Source organism: Buttiauxella izardii (assembly GCF_003601925.1).
Lineage (GTDB): Bacteria > Pseudomonadota > Gammaproteobacteria > Enterobacterales > Enterobacteriaceae > Buttiauxella > Buttiauxella izardii.
Map to the genome: position 1 here is coordinate 14630 of NZ_QZWH01000042.1, position 19589 is coordinate 34218.

General features: G+C 50.7%; 17 protein-coding genes. 13 read left to right on the forward strand and 4 right to left on the reverse strand.

What is annotated here, in order from left to right:
- Positions 1 to 143: 143 nt before the first annotated feature.
- Positions 144 to 2423, forward strand: a complete 2280-nt coding sequence (gene maeB, locus D6029_RS17050) for an NADP-dependent oxaloacetate-decarboxylating malate dehydrogenase (RefSeq protein ID WP_120065941.1) — start codon at positions 144 to 146, stop codon at positions 2421 to 2423.
- 100 nt (positions 2424 to 2523) lie between these two features.
- On the opposite strand, the gene hemF is transcribed toward maeB, so the two are convergent.
- Both hemF and amiA read right to left on the reverse strand, forming a co-directional pair.
- On the reverse strand, positions 2524 to 3429 hold the full coding sequence (gene hemF, locus D6029_RS17055) for an oxygen-dependent coproporphyrinogen oxidase (protein WP_120065942.1): 906 nt from the start codon (positions 3427 to 3429) through the stop codon (positions 2524 to 2526).
- Positions 3430 to 3434: 5 nt separating this feature from the next.
- A complete protein-coding gene (gene amiA / locus D6029_RS17060) occupies positions 3435 to 4307 on the reverse strand; it encodes an N-acetylmuramoyl-L-alanine amidase AmiA (protein ID WP_120065943.1) in 873 nt (290 codons plus the stop codon).
- A gap of 216 nt (positions 4308 to 4523) precedes the next feature.
- Between amiA and D6029_RS17065 the strand changes: the two genes are divergently transcribed.
- From D6029_RS17065 to D6029_RS17120, 12 genes are all read left to right on the forward strand, one after another.
- Positions 4524 to 4949: a GNAT family acetyltransferase gene (locus D6029_RS17065; protein WP_064560191.1), complete on the forward strand. Its 426-nt coding sequence runs from the start codon at positions 4524 to 4526 to the stop codon at positions 4947 to 4949.
- Complete coding sequence (locus D6029_RS17070; RefSeq protein ID WP_418230273.1) at positions 4949 to 5395, forward strand: DUF2919 domain-containing protein; 447 nt, start codon at positions 4949 to 4951, stop codon at positions 5393 to 5395. The genes D6029_RS17065 and D6029_RS17070 overlap by 1 nt, the downstream gene beginning before the upstream one ends.
- Before the next feature lie 64 nt (positions 5396 to 5459).
- Positions 5460 to 6035, forward strand: coding sequence for an RpoE-regulated lipoprotein (locus D6029_RS17075; RefSeq protein WP_120065945.1), 576 nt, complete (start codon positions 5460 to 5462; stop codon positions 6033 to 6035).
- 105 nt (positions 6036 to 6140) lie between these two features.
- The gene (locus D6029_RS17080) at positions 6141 to 7040 is read left to right on the forward strand and encodes a Dyp-type peroxidase (protein ID WP_120065946.1); all 900 of its coding nucleotides are present in this window, start codon (positions 6141 to 6143) and stop codon (positions 7038 to 7040) included.
- A gap of 225 nt (positions 7041 to 7265) precedes the next feature.
- Complete coding sequence (locus D6029_RS17085; RefSeq protein WP_120065947.1) at positions 7266 to 8282, forward strand: sulfate ABC transporter substrate-binding protein; 1017 nt, start codon at positions 7266 to 7268, stop codon at positions 8280 to 8282.
- Entirely contained in the window at positions 8282 to 9115 is an 834-nt protein-coding gene (cysT, locus tag D6029_RS17090; protein WP_034497495.1) for a sulfate/thiosulfate ABC transporter permease CysT, read from the forward strand. The genes D6029_RS17085 and cysT overlap by 1 nt, the downstream gene beginning before the upstream one ends.
- On the forward strand, positions 9115 to 9990 hold the full coding sequence (gene cysW / locus D6029_RS17095; RefSeq protein ID WP_120065948.1) for a sulfate/thiosulfate ABC transporter permease CysW: 876 nt from the start codon (positions 9115 to 9117) through the stop codon (positions 9988 to 9990). The genes cysT and cysW overlap by 1 nt, the downstream gene beginning before the upstream one ends.
- Positions 9980 to 11080: a sulfate/thiosulfate ABC transporter ATP-binding protein CysA gene (gene cysA / locus D6029_RS17100; RefSeq protein ID WP_120065949.1), complete on the forward strand. Its 1101-nt coding sequence runs from the start codon at positions 9980 to 9982 to the stop codon at positions 11078 to 11080. Before cysW ends, cysA begins: the two co-directional genes overlap by 11 nt.
- Positions 11081 to 11161: 81 nt before the next feature.
- Positions 11162 to 12073: a cysteine synthase CysM gene (cysM, locus tag D6029_RS17105; protein ID WP_120065965.1), complete on the forward strand. Its 912-nt coding sequence runs from the start codon at positions 11162 to 11164 to the stop codon at positions 12071 to 12073.
- Positions 12074 to 12282: 209 nt separating this feature from the next.
- Positions 12283 to 13137: a helix-turn-helix domain-containing protein gene (locus tag D6029_RS17110; RefSeq protein ID WP_120065950.1), complete on the forward strand. Its 855-nt coding sequence runs from the start codon at positions 12283 to 12285 to the stop codon at positions 13135 to 13137.
- Between the two features lie 96 nt (positions 13138 to 13233).
- A complete protein-coding gene (locus tag D6029_RS17115; RefSeq protein ID WP_120065951.1) occupies positions 13234 to 14538 on the forward strand; it encodes an MFS transporter in 1305 nt (434 codons plus the stop codon).
- Positions 14539 to 14564: 26 nt separating this feature from the next.
- Positions 14565 to 17231: an alpha-L-rhamnosidase gene (locus D6029_RS17120; protein WP_120065952.1), complete on the forward strand. Its 2667-nt coding sequence runs from the start codon at positions 14565 to 14567 to the stop codon at positions 17229 to 17231.
- 78 nt (positions 17232 to 17309) lie between these two features.
- Here the strand turns inward: D6029_RS17120 and crr are convergent, their stop codons facing one another.
- Both crr and ptsI read right to left on the reverse strand, forming a co-directional pair.
- Entirely contained in the window at positions 17310 to 17819 is a 510-nt protein-coding gene (gene crr / locus D6029_RS17125) for a PTS glucose transporter subunit IIA (protein WP_034459029.1), read from the reverse strand.
- Between the two features lie 40 nt (positions 17820 to 17859).
- Positions 17860 to 19587, reverse strand: a complete 1728-nt coding sequence (gene ptsI / locus D6029_RS17130) for a phosphoenolpyruvate-protein phosphotransferase PtsI (RefSeq protein WP_120065953.1) — start codon at positions 19585 to 19587, stop codon at positions 17860 to 17862.
- Positions 19588 to 19589 lie beyond the last annotated feature (2 nt).

Here is a 19589-nt window from a genome sequence, read left to right on the forward strand (position 1 = left end):
GGTAGCTAACATAGTCTCTCTGTTTTGCTAACATTTCTGTCGAATGTTGTTGATAGTATGGCGACGTTCAAAGTTTAGAGATGGCGCAAGCGCGATACTACGTGACCTGACAGACCTTGAGAGTAATAAAAAGGAACGAAGCAATGGATGAACAACTGAAGCAAAGTGCCCTCGATTTTCATGAATTCCCAATTCCCGGAAAAATTCAGGTATCTCCAACCAAGCCGCTGGCAACCCAGCGTGACCTCGCATTGGCGTACTCTCCGGGCGTGGCGGCACCTTGTCTTGAGATAGAAAAAGATCCGCTTGCTGCTTACAAATACACCGCGCGCGGCAACCTGGTCGGGGTGATTTCTAACGGCACCGCCGTGCTGGGGCTCGGTAATATCGGTGCGCTGGCAGGCAAGCCAGTGATGGAAGGTAAGGGCGTTCTGTTTAAGAAATTTGCCGGTATCGACGTTTTCGATATCGAAATTGATGAGATGGATCCGGACAAACTGATTAACGTGATTGCGGCCCTGGAACCGACGTTTGGCGGCATCAACCTCGAAGACATCAAAGCGCCAGAGTGTTTCTACATCGAGAAAGTGCTGCGCGAACGCATGAACATTCCTGTGTTCCATGACGATCAGCACGGCACCGCGATTATCTGTACCGCTGCGGTGCTTAACGGCCTGCGCGTGGTCGAGAAGAATATTTCTGATGTGCGTTTAGTGGTTTCCGGTGCGGGCGCATCCGCCATTGCCTGTATGAACCTACTGGTGCAGTTGGGCGTGCAGAAACACAACATCGTGGTTTGCGACTCGAAAGGCGTTATCTACAAAGGCCGTGAAGAAAACATGGCGGAAACCAAAGCGGCCTACGCGGTGGATGATAACGGCAAGCGTACGCTGGATGAAGTGATTGAAGGCGCTGACATCTTCCTCGGCTGTTCCGGCCCGAAAGCCATGAGCCAGGAAATGGTCAAGAAAATGGCTCGTGCGCCGCTGATTCTGGCGCTGGCAAACCCGGAACCGGAAATCCTGCCACCGCTGGCAAAAGAAGTGCGCCCGGACGCGATTATCTGCACTGGTCGTTCTGACTTCCCGAACCAGGTGAACAACGTATTGTGCTTCCCGTTCATCTTCCGTGGCGCGCTGGATGTGGGCGCAACGGCAATCAATGAAGAGATGAAACTGGCGGCGGTTCATGCGATTGCGGAACTGGCACACGCCGAGCAAAGCGATGTGGTGGCTTCGGCTTATGGCGAAGAAGAGCTGACCTTCGGCCCTGATTACCTGATTCCAAAACCGTTCGACCCGCGTCTTATCGTGCAAATCGCGCCAGCGGTAGCAAAAGCCGCGATGGACACCGGTGTGGCAACGCGCCCGATTCAGGACTTCGATGCTTACCGTGAAAAACTGACCGAGTTCGTCTACAAAACGAACCTGTTCATGAAGCCGATTTTCTCGCAGGCGCGTAAAGATCCGAAACGCGTGGTACTGACCGAAGGCGAAGAAGCGCGCGTACTGCATGCGACTCAGGAGCTGATCACGTTGGGCCTGGCGAAGCCGATCCTGATTGGTCGCCCGGCGGTTATCGAAATGCGTCTGAAGAAATTAGGGCTGCAAATGCAGGCCGGACGCGATTTTGAGATCGTCAACAACGAATCCGATCCGCGTTTCAAAGAGTACTGGAACGAGTACTACAACATCATGAAACGCCGTGGCATTACGCAGGAACAGGCGCAGCGTGCAGTGATCAGCAACACCACGGTAATCGGTGCAATTATGGTGCATCGCGGTGAAGCTGACGCCATGATTTGCGGCACGATTGGCGAGTATCACGAGCACTTCTCGGTGGTAGAAAAACTGTTTGGCTACCGTGAAGGCGTGAAAGCGGCGGGGGCGATGAACGCGCTGCTGCTGCCAAGCGGCAACACCTTTATTGCTGATACTTACGTTAATGACGATCCTTCACCGGAAGAGCTGACGGAAATCACGCTGCTGGCGGCGGAAACGGTGCGTCGCTTTGGTATCGAGCCGAAAGTCGCGCTGCTGTCGCATTCCAACTACGGCTCTTCTGATTCGAAAGCTGCCTGTAAAATGCGTAAAACGCTGGAGATGGTGCGCGAGCGTGCGCCAGATCTGGAAATCGACGGTGAAATGCACGGTGATGCCGCGCTGGTGGAAAGCATCCGTAACGACCGTATGCCAGACAGCCCGCTGAAAGGTTCGGCAAATATCCTGATCATGCCAAACGTTGAAGCGGCGCGTATCAGCTACAACCTGCTGCGCGTTTCCAGTTCCGAAGGTGTGACCGTTGGGCCAGTATTGATGGGCGTGGCGAAACCGGTGCATGTGTTAACACCGATTGCGTCTGTTCGTCGTATTGTGAATATGGTGGCGCTGGCGGTGGTTGAAGCGCAGACGGCTCCGCTTTAAGTCTGGGACGCCCTCACCCTAACCCTCTCCCCCAGGAGAGGGAATTTCACGGTTTTCTCCCTCGCCCCTTTGGGGAGAGGGCCGGGGTGAGGGGAGAGAACTAAACCCAATCCTTAACCGGCAAGAAATCACGATACAAGGCAGCCTCCGGGCTGCCTTCTTCTGGCTGATAGTTATATTCAAAACGCACCAGCGGCGGCATCGACATTAAAATCGACTCCGTGCGCCCGCCGGTCTGCAAACCAAACAGCGTTCCGCGATCCCACACCAGGTTAAATTCCACATAACGGCCACGGCGATAAAGCTGGAACTCGCGTTCGCGTTCGCCCCAAACCATGGCTTTGCGGCGTTCGACAATCGGCAGATACGCATCCAGATAACCGTTACCTACCGCCTGCATAAAGCTAAAGCAGTGGTCGAAATCTGGCGTATTCAAATCGTCGAAGAACAGGCCGCCAATGCCACGCTGCTCGTTGCGATGCTTAATAAAGAAGTAATCGTCACACCATTTTTTATAGCGCGGGAAAACGTCATCGCCAAACGGCTGGCACAGGTCACGCGCGGTTTTGTGCCAGTGAATGGCATCTTCTTCAAAACCATAAAACGGCGTTAAATCAAAGCCGCCACCGAACCACCACACCGGTTCGTAGCCCGGTTTTTCTGCAATGAAAAATCGCACGTTGGCGTGGCTGGTGGGAATGTACGGATTGAGCGGATGAACCACTAACGATACGCCCATCGCTTCAAAGCTGCGCCCGGCAAGTTCCGGGCGGTGTGCTGTGGCTGAAGCTGGCATTGCATCGCCATGAACGTGTGAGAAATTAACGCCCGCTTGCTCAAAAATATTCCCGCCGCGCAACACCCGGCTGCGCCCGCCACCGCCACCTTCACGTTGCCATTCGTCTTCTTCAAACGTGGCACCGTCAACCTGGCTGAGTTGCTGGCAAATGGTGTCCTGCAATTGCAGCAGGAACTGTTTTACGGCGTGAATATCGGGTGAGTTCATAGGGTTCAACGCTTCTTGCTGTGAGCTTTTTGGTTATCAAACCAATGGAAGTAGCTAATGATGCCTGACGCGATAGCGCTGGCAATTTTCTGACGGAACGCCGGAGTGCCTAACAGCTTCTCTTCGCCGGGATTGGTGATAAACGAGGTTTCCACCAGTACCGACGGAATCGAAGGCGATTTCAACACCACAAACGCGGCCTGCTCGGTATTACGGCTGTGCAACTTATGCACCGGCTTGATTTGCTTGAGAATATGCGAGCCCAGCGTCAGGCTGTTTTTGATGGTATCGGTCTGCACCAGGTCGAACAGCACCTGCTGGAGATACTGATCTTTGTGTTTGACCTTGCTGCCCGCCACATCATCGGCGGCGTTTTCTTTGTCTGATAGATATTTTGCCATCGCGCTACTAGCACCGCGATTGGAGAGGGCAAACACCGACGCACCGGCTGCGGATGGATTGGTAAAACCATCGGCATGAATCGACATAAACAAATCGGCACCGTGTTTGTGGGCGATTTCTACGCGATCGTACAGTGGAATAAATTCATCACTGGTGCGTGTGAGTTTGGCCTCTATCCCATTGCTTTTAAGAATGTTTCTGACATTTTTAGCAATGGCCAGAACGACGTGCTTTTCTTTGGAACCATTATGCCCAATCGCACCGGTATCAATACCGCCGTGGCCTGGGTCCAGCATTACCACCCGGCGGGCACCGGATTTTTTCGTTGGTTTGCTGTGATTAGTAGTGGTTTTAAGAGGTTTAGTCTCGGAGCTGGCTAAAGCCTTATTTAGGCTCGTTAACGTTAAGGCAGCCAAACCAGTAAGCAGTAACTGGCGGCGGGTAGTCAGGTGCGTCAGTGATTTAATTTTGCTCATGCGGCTAATATTTTTATCTTAAAAATTGCTGATAGGCATTTATAGCGTATCAGCAAAGGGTAAACGACAAGCATTTTCTTGAAATGATTATCTTTTCATTTCAAGAAATGAATGAGCGCTAAGTATGCCATTTTTTACCTGCTCTTGCGGCAGATATTGGCTTAATGATGAGTTCCAGCCATAATCACTGTTTTAGACTTTCAGGTGGCTAATACCATGGAAATACGTGTTTTTCGCCAGGATGATTTCGAAGAAGTCATTACGCTTTGGGAACGTTGCGACTTACTGCGTCCGTGGAACGACCCTGAAATGGACATTGAACGCAAACTCAACCATGACGCCGATCTGTTTTTAGTGGCGGAAGTGGGCGGTGAAGTGGTCGGCTCGCTGATGGGGGGTTATGACGGGCATCGTGGCTCGGCTTACTACCTCGGCGTACACCCGGAATTTCGCGGTCGCGGCATCGCCAATGCGTTACTCAGCCGCCTTGAGAAAAAACTCATCGCACGCGGCTGCCCAAAAATTCAAATCATGGTGCGCGAAGAAAACGACCTGGTGATTGGCATGTATGAGCGGCTTGAGTATGAGCAGCAAGATGTGATTTTGCTCGGCAAGCGTTTGATTGAAGACCAGGAATATTAATGCCTGAGCTGTATCCGCCTTCGGATTATGATACGCACGGTAATCTGAAAACGCCGTTTTTGTTCTGGTGCACCCTCCTGTTGCAGGCGCGAACCTGGTTCGTGTTAGTGCTTGCGGCAGCGTCCCGCCAGCAGGGGGATGCCATTCTCGGTGTGTTCTATCCTGACCGCGATAATTTTTGGTTTGGGCTTCTGCCCGGCGTTCCTGCGGCTCTGGCATTTATGATGAGTGGCCGCCGCCATTTATATCCTCGATTATGGTCGGCGTGGCGTTGGGTATTAATTGCCGCACAAATCGTTGTTTTGGGCTGGCAGCTCGTGTTGCTGTGGCAGGGCGAAGTGCTGACGGGCGTCACTTTAGCGTTGCTGATTGCCGATATTTTTGCCCTCTGGTGGCTGTGTACCAGCCGCCGTTTACGCGATTACTTCACCCTCAGCCGGGAATAACCTGGCACTTTTGGGAAAGTTTGCACTCCAAAGCGCGTACCCATGCTTAATAAAGGAATTTCTAATGAAAACTCTGCGCCTGATGTTATTAGGGTTGCCACTGGTTCTGAGCGGCTGTTCGACGCTTTCTTCCGTCAACTGGTCTGCGGCAAATCCATGGAACTGGTTCGGTTCATCCATTGAAGTGAGCGAGAAGGGCGTGGGTGAGTTAAACGCCAGCACGCCGATGGATGAAAAGGCCGTCAGCAGCGCTTTGAATGACAATTACCGTCTGCGCAGCGGCATGAAAACCGACAACGGCGAAATTGTCCGTTTCTTTGAAGCGATGGACGACAAAACCGTGATGGTGATCGTCAACGGTGAGAAAGGCACCGTCAGCCGTGTCGATGTCATGGACAGCGAGATTGAAACCGACAGCGGCGTGAAAATTGGCACCCTCTTTAGCGACCTTTATAGCAAAGCCTTTGGCGCATGTGCGAAAGCGACCGGTGACGACAGCGAAGGTGTTGAGTGTAAGGCTGCCAATAGCCAGCACATTAGCTATGTGTTTAGTGGCGAATGGCACGGCCCGGAAGGTTTAATGCCGTCTGACGATGCGCTCAAAAACTGGAAGGTCAGCAAAATTATCTGGCGTCGATAAAAATTTCGCCCAGCCTTGCGCCTTCTCAAGAAGGTGCGGCCAGATTTGGGTATCATAAGGACATAAACGCCACGGTCAGTGGCGTGTTTTTTTTCAGGAGGATTCATGTCTCGTGTTCAAACCGGCATTCTGCCGGAACATTGTCGCGCCGCCGTTTGGCTGGAAGCGAGTATTCAGGGTGATTTCGACGCGATTCGCCAGGGCTGCAAAACTTTTAATCAGTCGCTCACTGAGTTGCAGGTTAAATTCCCGGATGCAAACTTAGGCGCGGTTGTGGCATTCGGCCACGATTTATGGCGCGATTTAAGCGGTGGCGTGGGCGCAACCGAGCTGAAAAACTTTGCGCCATTAGGCAAAGGGCTGGCTCCCGCGACGCAGCATGATGTGATGATCCACATTCTTTCCCTGCGCCATGACGTGAACTTTTCTGTGGCGCAAGCGGCACTGGTGGCCTTTGGCGACGCGCTGAAAATTGAAGAAGAGATCCACGGTTTCCGTTGGGTTGAAGAACGCGACCTGAGCGGTTTTGTTGATGGCACCGAAAACCCGCAGGGCGAAGAAACTCGCCGTGAAGTGGCGGTGATCAACGATGGTGTGGATGCGGGCGGCAGCTACGTGTTCGTGCAGCGTTGGGAACATAACCTCAAGCAGTTAAACCGCATGAGCGTTCACGACCAGGAAATGATTATTGGCCGTACCAAAGATGCCAATGAAGAGATCGACGGCGACGAGCGCCCGGAGACTTCGCACTTAACTCGCGTCGATTTAAAAGAAAACGGCAAAGGGTTGAAGATTGTGCGCCAGAGCCTGCCATACGGCACCGCCAGCGGCCCGCACGGCCTGTACTTCATCGCTTATTGTGCGCGTTTGCATAACATCGAACAGCAGTTGTTGAGCATGTTTGGCGAAACCGACGGCAAGCGTGATGGCATGTTGCGTTTCACTAAGCCAGTGACGGGCGGTTATTATTTCGCGCCGTCTTTAGATAAGCTTTTGAACTTGTAGAATTAAATGGTGGATGACGCTTGCGCTTATCCACCCTACAAAACCATGTTTAACGTAGGTCGGGTAAGCGTTAGCGTCACCCGACAAATCCCGCCTAAAAACCTTATACCCCTTTCTTATTGCAAATCACCAAACGATATATAAAACCGTTACAGCTTTGCCACTCGTTATAAATACACTGGTAACCATAAAGTTCGATGGCTATCACATTTATAAGGGTGCCCAATGGCAATAACGTCGGTTAAAAAAGTCTGGAGTGCGCTGGTTGTTTCTGCGTTATTGGCGGGTTCAGCCCATGCCACAGAACTGCTGAACAGCTCTTATGATGTGTCTCGCGAACTGTTTGCCGCGCTCAATCCTGCTTTCCAGAAGCAGTGGGATGCGGAAAACAAAGGCGACAAGCTGGTGATTAAACAATCTCATGCCGGGTCATCAAAACAGGCGCTGGCGATTTTGCAGGGTTTAAAAGCAGACGTTGTAACTTATAACCAGGTTTCTGATGTGCAGATTTTGCATGACAAAGGCAACCTGATTCCGGCCGACTGGCAAGCCCGCCTGCCCAATAACAGTTCACCGTTTTACTCCACCATGGCGTTCCTGGTGCGCAAAGGGAACCCGAAAAACATCCACGACTGGAGCGATTTAGTGCGCCCGGACGTGAAATTGATTTTCCCGAATCCAAAAACTTCCGGTAACGCGCGTTACACCTATTTAGGTGCCTGGGGCGCGGCGAACAAAGCCGATGGCGGCGATAAAGCCAAAACCGAACAGTACATGACGCAGTTCCTGAAAAACGTCGAAGTGTTTGATACCGGTGGCCGTGGCGCAACCACGACATTTGTTGAGCGTAACCTCGGCGACGTGCTGATTAGCTTTGAGTCCGAAGTGAATAACATCAGTAAGCAGTACGAGAAAGACGGCTACGAAGTGGTGGTGCCGAAGGTCAACATTCTGGCTGAGTTCCCGGTGGCCTGGGTGGATAAAAACGTTAAAGCCAACGGCACTGAAAAAGCGGCGAAAGAGTATCTGAACTTCCTCTACAGCCCGGCGGCGCAAACCATCATCACCGACTATTACTACCGCGTGAACAACCCGGAAGTGATGGCGAAACTGAAAGACAAATTCCCGCAGACCGAACTCTTCCGCGTAGAAGATGAATTTGGCGGCTGGCCGGAAGCGATGAAAACCCACTTTGCCAGCGGCGGTGAGTTCGACAAATTGCTCGGCAAGGGGCGTGAGTAATGTTTGCTGTTGCTTCAAAGCGTGTGTTGCCGGGCTTTACCTTAAGCCTCGGCACCAGTTTGCTGTTTGTTTGCCTGATTTTACTGCTGCCGCTTAGCGCGCTAGTGATGCAGCTTTCAGAAATGACGCTGGCGCAGTACTGGGAAGTGATCACTAACCCGCAAGTCGTGGCAGCGTACAAAGTCACGCTGCTGTCGGCGGGTGTGGCTTCCATTTTTAATGGCGCGTTTGGCATGTTGATGGCGTGGATTTTAACGCGTTATCAATTCCCGGGCCGCAGCCTGCTCGACGCTTTGATGGATTTGCCATTTGCGTTGCCAACGGCGGTGGCGGGTTTAACCCTTGCCGGGCTGTTTTCCGTTAACGGCTGGTACGGCGAATGGCTGGCGCAGTTTGGCATTAAAGTGACTTACACCTGGTTGGGTATCGCGGTGGCGATGGCATTCACCAGCATTCCGTTTGTGGTGCGCACCATCCAGCCAGTGCTTGAAGAACTCGGCCCGGAATACGAAGAAGCGGCGGAAACGCTCGGTGCGACGCGCTGGCAGAGTTTCCGTCGTGTGATTTTACCGGAGCTTTCACCAGCATTAATGGCAGGCGTGGCGCTGTCATTCACTCGCAGCCTCGGTGAATTTGGCGCGGTGATTTTCATCGCCGGGAACATCGCCTGGAAAACGGAAGTCACTTCACTGATGATTTTCGTGCGTTTGCAGGAGTTCGACTATCCGGCAGCCAGCGCGATTGCTTCGGTGATCCTCGCGGCTTCATTGCTGCTGCTGTTCACGATTAACACGTTGCAAAGTCGCTTTGGTCGGCGCGTGGTAGGTCACTGATGACGGATGTAACTGAATTGAAAAGCTATCGCCGTACCGGTTTTAACTGGGGCAAATGGGCGCTGATTGGTATCGGCGTGCTGATTTCATTCTTGCTGCTGGTGGTGCCGGTGGCCTCAATTTTTGCTCAGGCCTTCTCGAAAGGGTTGATGCCTGCGCTGCAAAACATTGTTGACCCGGACATGCTGCACGCCATCTGGCTGACGGTGATGATCGCGTTGATTACCGTGCCGGTAAACCTGGTGTTCGGGATTTTACTGGCCTGGCTGGTGACGCGTTTTGACTTCCCTGGCCGCCAGTTGTTACTGACGCTGCTGGATATCCCGTTTGCGGTGTCGCCGGTTGTCGCCGGTTTGGTTTACCTGCTGTTCTACGGTTCCAACGGCCCGCTGGCGGGCTTTATGGACGAGCATAACATTCAGATTATGTTCGCGTGGCCGGGTATGGTTTTGGTGACGATTTTCGTGACGTGTCCTTTTGTGGTGCGTGAACTGGTGCCGGTGATGTTGAGCCAGGGCAGCCAGGAAGATGAAGCGGCTATTTTGCTGGGCGCGTCAGGATGGCAGATGTTCCGCCGCGTTACGTTACCGAACATTCGCTGGGCGCTGCTCTACGGCGTGGTGTTGACCAACGCCCGCGCCATTGGCGAGTTTGGTGCGGTATCAGTGGTTTCCGGTTCTATTCGCGGCGAGACATTCTCGCTACCGTTACAGATTGAATTATTGCAGCAGGACTACAACACCGTCGGTTCGTTTACCGCAGCGGCGTTATTGACCCTGATGGCAATCGTTACGTTGTTCTTAAAGAGTGCGGTGCAGTGGCGTTTGAATAGCCAGGAAAAACGCCTGCAACAGGAGGGGAATCATGAGCATTGATATTACCAATATTAAGAAATCTTTTGGTCGCACCCAGGTGCTGAATGATATCTCTCTGGATATCCCTTCTGGTCAAATGGTGGCGCTGTTAGGCCCATCGGGTTCTGGCAAAACCACGCTGCTGCGTATTATTGCCGGGCTTGAGCACCAGAACAGCGGGCGGATTAGTTTCCATGGCACCGATGTCAGCCGCATTCACGCGCGTGAACGTAAAGTGGGATTTGTGTTCCAGCATTACGCGCTGTTCCGCCATATGACGGTGTTCGACAATATTGCGTTTGGCCTGACGGTATTACCGCGCCGCGAGCGCCCGTCGGCGGCGGTGATTAAACAGAAAGTCACCCGTTTGCTGGAGATGGTGCAGCTTTCCCATCTGGCGGATCGCTTCCCCGCGCAGCTTTCTGGCGGGCAGAAACAGCGTGTCGCGCTGGCCCGTGCGTTAGCCGTTGAGCCGCAGATTCTGCTGCTCGATGAGCCGTTTGGTGCGCTGGATGCGCAGGTGCGTAAAGAACTGCGCCGCTGGTTGCGCCAGTTACATGAAGAACTGAAATTCACCAGCGTGTTCGTGACTCACGACCAGGAAGAAGCGATGGAAGTCGCCGATCGCGTGGTGGTCATGAGCCAGGGCAACATCGAACAAGTTGATACACCAGAAGCGGTATGGCGCGACCCGGCGACCCGCTTCGTGCTGGAATTCCTCGGTGAAGTGAACCGCATGAAAGGGGTTGTGCGCGGCAGCCAGTTCCATGTCGGCGCACACCGCTGGCCGCTGGGCTTTACTCCTGCGCACCAGGGGCCAGTGGATTTATTCCTGCGCCCGTGGGAAGTGGACGTCAGTCGCCGTACAAATCTGGATTCTCCGTTGCCGGTGCAGGTGCTGGAAATCAGCCCGCGCGGCCATTACATGCAGCTAGTTGTGCAGCCGTTGGGCTGGTATGACGAACCGTTAACCGTGGTTCTGCGCGAAGATCATGTTCCCGTGCGTGGCGAGCGTTTGTTTGTCGGCCTGCAACATGCTCGCTTATATGATGGCAACGACCGTATTCAGCATACTTATAATAGCCAACTAGACCTGGCGCAGACTGCCTGATAAGTTTACCGAACAACACGACACGCAAAAGCGGCCCACGTGGCCGCTTTTCTTATTTTTGGCAAGTATGTGGACAGGCAAGTGAACACATTAGAAAGCACAATTGGCAATACGCCTCTGGTTAAATTGCAGCGCACCGGCCTGGATAACGGCAGTGAAATTTGGGTGAAACTTGAGGGGAATAATCCCGCAGGTTCGGTAAAAGACAGAGCGGCACTTTCGATGATTGTGCGCGCAGAAGCGCGTGGTGAAATCTCCCCTGGCGATACGCTCATAGAAGCGACCAGCGGCAATACCGGGATTGCGCTGGCGATGATTGCCGCGCTCAAAGGTTATCGCATGAAGCTGTTAATGCCCGATAACATGAGTATGGAACGCAAAGCGGCGATGCAGGCTTATGGCGCAGAACTGATTCTGGTGACCAAAGAGCAGGGCATGGAAGGCGCGCGTGAAATGGCGCGTTTGATGGATGAACGTGGCGAAGGAAAAGTCCTCGACCAGTTTAACAATCCTGATAATCCCTATGCGCACTACAGCACCACCGGGCCAGAAATCTGGCAGCAAACCCAGGGGCGAATCACGCACTTCGTTTCCAGCATGGGCACGACCGGAACAGTAACCGGCGTCAGCCAGTTTATGCGCGAGCAAGAAAAAACCGTCAAAATCGTCGGCCTACAGCCGGAAGATGGCAGCAGTATTCCAGGCATTCGCCGCTGGCCCGAAGAATGGCTGCCGAAGATCTTCAACCCGAGTCTGGTTGATGAAGTGATTGATATGTCGCAGGTCGACGCCGAAAGAACCATGCGCAAACTCGCGCGTGAAGAGGGTATTTTTTGCGGCGTGAGTTCCGGCGGTGCGGTGGCTGGCGCATTACGCGTGGCGCAGGCAAACCCAGGTGCGGTGGTGGTGGCGATTATCTGCGATCGCGGCGACCGTTATTTATCGACCGGTGTGTTTGGCGAAGAGAGTTATTCGCAAGGCTCCGGTATTTAAATCTAAATCAGTTTTACAGCCACATAATGACGGTGCCTTGAAGGTGCCGTTTTTTTTGCGTCTGAGTTATGGAACACATTGATTAGATAAAATGATAGTAATGTCACGCTGACTTACGGTGTACTGCCATCTCCCTATAATGACTTGACATTAATAATGGGGTTTAATATTTGCCTCACCCCGAAAATAAATAACAGGCAGGTGAAAAGATGGAAATAAAACAGCCGGAGGATTTCTTTCTCACTCAAGAACATGCTTTCTGTTTGTTTATGTTAGATAAACAAGAAATGGCGGATATGCATGGCCATGATTTTGATGAATTGGTGATCGTACGTAGTGGCAGTGGCTTTCATATTATTAACGACCAGGTGCAGTTAATCGGCCAGGGCGACTTCTTCTTTGTCTCGGCAAATGATATTCACTATTACGAATCTACTAATAACCTATCGCTAATAAATCTATTATTCCATAAGCAGCGGCATTTTCGGTTTATACAAAGTATCGATGAATTACTGGGTGTCGTCAGGCTGCACAGAAAGAATTTTACTCATCATAACGTTTGCTTGTCAGAGAGCGAACTGGCGAGAATTGTGAAATTGACCGATGAACTAAGCGCACGGCGCGATGATAATTATGATGCCGTTTATTTTTCTGCCGCTGAAGCCGCTATCCTGGAAATAATGTCACTGCTTTGCTGTTGTCTCGGCAGAAAAGTAGACAGGGATCGCACAGCCGATAATTGTCGGCAAAAAATGTTCAGCTATGTACGCAAGAACTATACGCAAAATATTAACTGGGACAATTTATGTGAAGATAGTGGAATGGCGAAACGCACGATGTTTCGTTTTTTTAAACAAATGACCGGGACAACTCCGGAAAAGTTCCAGCAGATATATCGATTGTTAAAGGCGCAAGAGTTATTACGCACTACCGATCGGCAGGTTAATGAAATTGCATTGGCATGTGGTTTTGTGACTGCTTCACGCTTAACCGAAAGTTATAAGAAACGTTTTTATCGGACGCCCTCTCAGGAACGACATTTAAGTCAGTCAATTTCTTGTTAATCGTTCTGCTGCTAGTTCATTACTGTGCATTATTTTTTCTTTAAAGAAAGGTAAGTGGTTAATGAAATTAACGTAGTGATTAATGGAGTCAACTTTATGGATAAAGTCAAAGTTATTAACCCCTGGTATATCGGGGTGGTTTCGGGTATGGCCTCTTATATTGATTCAGCGGCTATTGTTTCTAACGGTACGGCATTAGTGATTTATCAGAAAGCCATTGGCGTAACTTCGGCTGAAATCGGCATTCTTTCCGGCGTATTAACGTTATGTATCGCGGTGGGTGCTCTTGTCGGCGGCAGGTTGGGTGACTGTTTTGGCCGGCGTAAAGTTTTTATTGTCACCATGGCGATGATTGCTGTGGGCGCGCTGATGTTAACGTTCGGCAAGTTGTTTGTGGTTTTACTGCTTGGCACGGCATTTGTTGGGCTGGCGACCGGAGCCGATCTTCCGGTTTCATTAGCCACTATTGCTGAAGCAGCCAGCGATAAAAATCGCGGCAAGATTATTGGCTTATCCAATCTGCTGTGGTTGCTGGGCATCAGTGCGACGATGGCTATTTCCGCTGTGGTCGGAGGATGGGGGCAATTAGGCGCACAGGTTATGTATCTTCATGTCGGCTTCGTGGCCGTTGTGTTGTTACTGTTGCGCTGGCAAATCCCTGAATCACCCATGTGGCTGGTGGCTCGCGATGAACGGCGTCGGGGCGCTACAACTGTTCGCGCACAAAAGGCTTCGTTTAAAGATCTGTTACGCGGCAAATATTTATGGCCGTTTATCGCGCTGTGCCTTTTCTATACCCTGGTGAATCTTGCCGCTAATACCGGCGGGCAGTTCGGGACTTATGTTGCTGTGAATGTGGTCGGGATTTCGGTAGAGAAAAATTCCCTGTGGAATTTTTTGCTGATGCCGGTGGGCGTGTTGTCTGGGCTGTTATTTATGAAAATGGTTGATACGTCGAGAAGAATGCTGGTTTTTGTGATTGGCGCATTCTTTTTTGCGGGCGGTTTCTTTATGCCGGTATTACTTAATTTCTCTCCGCTATCGTGGTTCTGCTTTATTTCATTTACCGCAGTGGGCAGCGGGATGGCGTTTGAAGGCATTATGAAAGTCTGGTCGCAGGAATCATTCCCCACCATGCTGCGCTCCACGGCACAGGGTGCCATTGTCGGCGTGGCTCGATTATCCTGTGCATTATTGGCCTTTGTTACTCCCGTATTATTAGATGCCGGGCCTGTTGCTTTATATACCATTCTTTCTTCAATTATTGCTTTAGGCATGTTTATTGGTTGGCTGTGTTTCCATCGCCAGCAGCGCAATGAGTTTTCCAGCGAAAGTGAAACCATTATCGATATTCATTCTGATGCATCTGAACTTCGGGCAGCACCGGTAACTCCTCATTAACTGGTTTTTATTAAGGACTATAAATCATGCTGGCAGTTAATAAAATTACGCTTGACCATGAGCTGTCGCTCTGTGGCGTTGATCAATTTCCGGTTTTAGGTTGGGAGATTAACAGCAACCATCAATGTGTCGAACAGGTTTCTTACCAATTGCAATGTAGTTACGATGAAAGCTTTACTGAAGTCTTGTTTGATAGCGGTGTGGTTATCAGTAATGCTTCCGCTAATATTATCCTCAATGATATTTCTTTGCATCCTTCCACGCTTTATTTTGTTCGGGGCAGAGTTATTGATAATTACGGTGAGAAAAGTGAATGGAGTTCAGTCGCTAAGTTTGTAAGTGGCCTGGTTGATAACTCATGGCAGGCTGATTTTATTTCTGGGGAAAGTGTTCAGGATAAAGCTAACTCCAAAGTGACTTTATTAAGAAAAGAGTTCGCGCTAAAAAATAACGTCGCAATAAAATCTGCTTTTGTACATTCGTCTGGGTTAGGGATTTATCAGCTTTTCCTTAACGGCAACAAAGTGGGGAGCGATGAATTAACCCCTGGCTGGAGTAGCTATCATCATCATTTGCTTTATCAAACCTACGATGTGACGGAGCAACTCCAGTCCAGCGGAAATGTGATTGGCGCAGAAGTTGGAGCCGGTTGGTATAAAGGCGATATGGGGTTTACCCGTGACAGAAATTATTACGGGGAACAAACTGCGTTTATCGGCCAGTTGGTGATCAATTATGAAGATGGCACGACACAAACTGTCGTAACCGATGACTCCTGGCGCGCCGAAGATTCGCCGGTTTTATTTGCTGAAATTTATGATGGCGAAATTTACGATGCAGGCCAGCAGCGTAGCGGCTGGAATAAAACAGATTTTGATGCGTCGCACTGGCGGCCTGTGGAAATTGTTGCGCATGATAAGAAAACGCTTACCGCGCAGGGAGCCTGCAAGGTCAAACAGATTGAAGTGCTCCAGCCACTGCGTCTGATGACCACGCCACAGGGCGATTCGGTAATTGATTTCGGGCAAAACCTTAGTGGCTGGGTTGAGTTTAAAGTTCGCGGCCAGCGCGGCGAGAAAGTGATACTGCGGCATTTTGAAGTGCTGGATGCTGACGGCAATGTCTATCTGGATAACCTGCGTTCTGCGAAACAGCGCGTCGAGTATATTTTAAATGGCGGCGAGCAGGAGGTTTATCATCCCCGCTTCACTTATCACGGTTTCCGCTATGTGAAAGTTGAAGCATATCCCGGCGAGCTGTTGCTTGAGAACTTTAATGCAATCGTCATTCATTCGGAAATGGCGCAGGTTGGGCACTTTAAATGCTCAAACAACGATTTAAACCAGCTGCATCACAATATTCTCTGGGGTCTGAAAGGGAATTTTGTCGATGTCCCTACTGACTGCCCGCAGCGTGACGAACGGCTGGGCTGGACGGGTGACGCACAAATTTTTTGCCGCACCGCCAGCTACCTGATGCAAACCAGCAGTTTCTTCTCTAAATGGCTAACCGACCTGAAATACGACCAGACGCCTGAGGGCGGAGTGCCACACGTGGTGCCTGATATTCTCGCCGGGCATTGCGCGAACGATATCAATCTTGCTGAGGGGGGAACGCATTCGGCGGCGGCCTGGGCTGATGCGGCGGTGATTAATCCGTGGACGTTGTATCTGATGTATGGCGATACCCGAGTGCTGGAAAACCAGTATGACAGCATGAAAGCCTGGATTGAATTTATGCTCGTCCACTCGCAGAACCTGATTTGGGGCTACAAATTGCAGTTTGGCGACTGGGTGGCGCTGGATGCAAAAGAGGGGAGCTATTTTGGTGCCACGCCTTCAGACCTCGTTTGTACCGCGTATTTTGCCTATTCGACGGAGCTGTTTAGCAAAGCCGCCAAAGCGTTAGGGCGGGAGGACGATCACCAGAAATACCGCGATCTGCATCAGCAAATCGTTGAACGTTTTCAGTTCGAATTCTTTACGCCATCCGGCAGGCTTGCGGCAAGAACCCAGACCGCTCATATCCTTGCGCTCTATTTCAACCTTGTGCCAGCGGCGTTTAAGGAACGCACTGTGAACACGCTGGTTGAACTTCTAAAGGAGCATGATGGCCATCTGGTGACCGGGTTTGTAGGGACGCCTTATTTTTGCCACGCGCTGAGTCAAAACGGCCGCGAGAAAGAGGCCTGGGAACTGCTGCTAAAAGAAGATTTCCCGTCATGGCTGTATCAGGTTAAAGCGGGGGCGACGACTATCTGGGAGCACTGGGATGGCGTTAAGCCCGATGGTTCGATGTGGAGCGCCGATATGAACTCATTTAACCATTACGCCTATGGCGCGGTGGGGGAGTGGTTGTATCGGGCGGTGGCGGGAATTGAAGCTGATGAGAACGAGCCGGGCTTTAAGCATGTGATTATCTCACCGGTGATTGGCGGCGGGCTTTCCTGGGTAAAGGCAGCCGTACATACAAACTATGGTGAAATTGCCGTGCATTGGCAGGTGCAAGAGAGCAATAGCGGCCAAAGAGTGAGGCTAAATATTAAGGTTCCACATAATACTCATGCCACCCTCAAACTTGCTGCATTACGGGATGTCATTTCAGCTGATGATTTGCAGATTGAAAAACAGGGGAATAATGGTGTGGTAAAAGTCGGTTCAGGAGAATACCAACTGGAGTATTTACGCGACTAATACAGGCAAAAAAAAACCGGAAATAAATATTTCCGGTTTTTTATATTCATTGCAGGGAGATGACCTGCCGCTTAAATCTTACTTCTTGATGCGGATTACTGGGGTTTCGCCCACTGTCACGCTACCAGTCAGTTTGATCAGCTCTTTGATTTCGTCCATGTTGGAGATAACAACCGGAGTCAGGGTAGACTTCGCTTTCTCTTCCAGCAGGGCCAAATCGAACTCGATAACTACGTCGCCTTTCTTAACGCGCTGGCCTTCTTCAGCGATACGCTTGAAGCCTTCGCCTTTCAGTTCAACGGTGTCGATACCGAAGTGAACGAACAGTTCGATGCCGCTATCAGATTCGATAGAGAAAGCATGGTTAGTTTCGAAGATTTTACCGATGGTGCCGTCAACCGGAGCAACCATTTTGTTGCCAGTCGGTTTAATTGCAATACCATCACCAACGATCTTCTCGGCGAAAACCACATCTGGTACATCTTCAATATTGACGATTTCGCCAGAAAGTGGGGCAACAATCTCAATGGTTCCGGTGTCTTTTTTATCATCAGAAACCAGAGATTTCAGTTTATCAAACAAACCCATGATCTTCTCCTAAGCAGTAAATTGGGCCGCATCCGGTGGATTAGCAGATTGTTTTTTCTTCAATGAACTTGTTAACCAGCATCATTAACTCGTCCGTTGTCGGTTGAGCAAGAGCTTGCTCTGCTAACACCTTCGCATCTTCGAAGTTCGTGTTACGAATAATCTTCTTAATGCGCGGGATAGAAATGGCACTCATACTAAATTCGTCCAGACCCATACCCAGCAACAGAAGTGTAGCACGTTCGTCGCCTGCAAGCTCACCACACATACCGGTCCATTTACCTTCAGCATGAGAAGCATCAATAACTTGCTTAATCAGAGTCAGTACGGACGGTGACATTGGCTGGTAAAGATGTGAAATCATATCATTACCACGGTCAACTGCCAGGGTGTACTGCGTCAGATCATTAGTACCGATACTGAAGAAGTCGACTTCTTTAGCCAGGTGGCGAGCAATCGTGGCCGCAGCCGGAGTCTCAACCATCACGCCAACTTCGATAGTTTCGTCAAACGCTTTGCCTTCTTCACGCAGCTGCGCCTTCATGATTTCGATTTCTGCTTTCAGTGCACGCACTTCTTCAACAGAGATGATCATTGGGAACATGATGCGTAATTTACCGAAAGCAGAAGCACGCAGAATAGCGCGTACCTGATCATGCAGGATCTCTTTACGATCCATTGCGATACGCACTGCACGCCAGCCCAGGAACGGGTTCTCTTCTTTCGGGAAGTTCATGTACGGCAGCTCTTTGTCGCCACCGATATCCATGGTACGTACGATAACTGCTTGTGAGCCACAGGCTTCAGCAACAGCTTTGTACGCCGCGAACTGCTCATCTTCAGTTGGCAGTGAATCGCGGTCCATGAACAGGAATTCAGTACGATACAGACCTACACCTTCTGCACCATTGCGCTCTGCACCGTCGATATCACGAACAGTACCGATGTTTGCGCATACTTCTACCTGATGACCATCGAGAGTGATTGCTGGCAGGTCTTTCAGTTTTGCCAGTTCAGCTTTCTCAGAAGCAACCTGCTGCTGTACAGCGCGCAGAGCTTCGATCTCGTCGTTGGTTGGATTAACGTAAACTTTATTGTTAACCGCATCGAGGATCAGGTAATCGCCGTTCTTCACCTGGTTGGTAACGCTGCCCGTACCGACGATCGCTGGCAGTTCAAGAGAACGCGCCATGATTGAGGTGTGGGAGGTGCGGCCACCGATATCAGTGATGAAACCCAGAACCTTTTGCAGGTTGAGCTGAGCGGTTTCAGACGGAGTCAAATCTTTAGCGACCAGGATAACTTCATCCTGAATAGCGCTCAGGTCGATAATTGCCAGACCCAGAATGTTTTGTAGCAGACGTTTACCGATGTCACGCACGTCAGCCGCACGTTCTTTCAGGTATTCATCGTCTAACTCTTCCAGAGCAATAGCCTGGCCTTCGATAATTTCGTGAGCCGCTGCATCAGCAGTCACTAACTTATCTTTGATAAGGGCTATGATTTCCTGCTCAAGCTCTTCGTCTTCCAGCAACATAATGTGGCCTTCGAAGATAGCTTCCTTTTCTTCACCGAAGGTCTCGCCAGCTTTAATTTTGATCGCTTCTAATTGCGAAGACGCTTTCGCGCGTCCACTTAAGAAACGTTCAACTTCCTGCGCAACTTTGTCGGCAGAAATTTTCTTCCGGTCGATGACAATTTCATCTTCCTTCAGCAAAAGTGCCTTGCCGAAAGCGATACCCGGGGATGCTAAAATGCCTGAAATCATAA

What these genes read in the sequence shown, in the direction of transcription:
- maeB (WP_120065941.1), top strand. Translation starts at nt 144, where the DNA reads ATGGATGAACAACTGAAGCAAAGTGCCCTCGATTTTCATGAATTCCCA.
- hemF (WP_120065942.1), bottom strand. Translation starts at nt 3,429, where the DNA reads ATGAACTCACCCGATATTCACGCCGTAAAACAGTTCCTGCTGCAATTG.
- amiA (WP_120065943.1), bottom strand. Translation starts at nt 4,307, where the DNA reads ATGAGCAAAATTAAATCACTGACGCACCTGACTACCCGCCGCCAGTTA.
- D6029_RS17065 (WP_064560191.1), top strand. Translation starts at nt 4,524, where the DNA reads ATGGAAATACGTGTTTTTCGCCAGGATGATTTCGAAGAAGTCATTACG.
- D6029_RS17070 (WP_418230273.1), top strand. Translation starts at nt 4,949, where the DNA reads ATGCCTGAGCTGTATCCGCCTTCGGATTATGATACGCACGGTAATCTG.
- D6029_RS17075 (WP_120065945.1), top strand. Translation starts at nt 5,460, where the DNA reads ATGAAAACTCTGCGCCTGATGTTATTAGGGTTGCCACTGGTTCTGAGC.
- D6029_RS17080 (WP_120065946.1), top strand. Translation starts at nt 6,141, where the DNA reads ATGTCTCGTGTTCAAACCGGCATTCTGCCGGAACATTGTCGCGCCGCC.
- D6029_RS17085 (WP_120065947.1), top strand. Translation starts at nt 7,266, where the DNA reads ATGGCAATAACGTCGGTTAAAAAAGTCTGGAGTGCGCTGGTTGTTTCT.
- cysT (WP_034497495.1), top strand. Translation starts at nt 8,282, where the DNA reads ATGTTTGCTGTTGCTTCAAAGCGTGTGTTGCCGGGCTTTACCTTAAGC.
- cysW (WP_120065948.1), top strand. Translation starts at nt 9,115, where the DNA reads ATGACGGATGTAACTGAATTGAAAAGCTATCGCCGTACCGGTTTTAAC.
- cysA (WP_120065949.1), top strand. Translation starts at nt 9,980, where the DNA reads ATGAGCATTGATATTACCAATATTAAGAAATCTTTTGGTCGCACCCAG.
- D6029_RS17110 (WP_120065950.1), top strand. Translation starts at nt 12,283, where the DNA reads ATGGAAATAAAACAGCCGGAGGATTTCTTTCTCACTCAAGAACATGCT.
- D6029_RS17115 (WP_120065951.1), top strand. Translation starts at nt 13,234, where the DNA reads ATGGATAAAGTCAAAGTTATTAACCCCTGGTATATCGGGGTGGTTTCG.
- D6029_RS17120 (WP_120065952.1), top strand. Translation starts at nt 14,565, where the DNA reads ATGCTGGCAGTTAATAAAATTACGCTTGACCATGAGCTGTCGCTCTGT.
- crr (WP_034459029.1), bottom strand. Translation starts at nt 17,819, where the DNA reads ATGGGTTTGTTTGATAAACTGAAATCTCTGGTTTCTGATGATAAAAAA.
- ptsI (WP_120065953.1), bottom strand. Translation starts at nt 19,587, where the DNA reads ATGATTTCAGGCATTTTAGCATCCCCGGGTATCGCTTTCGGCAAGGCA.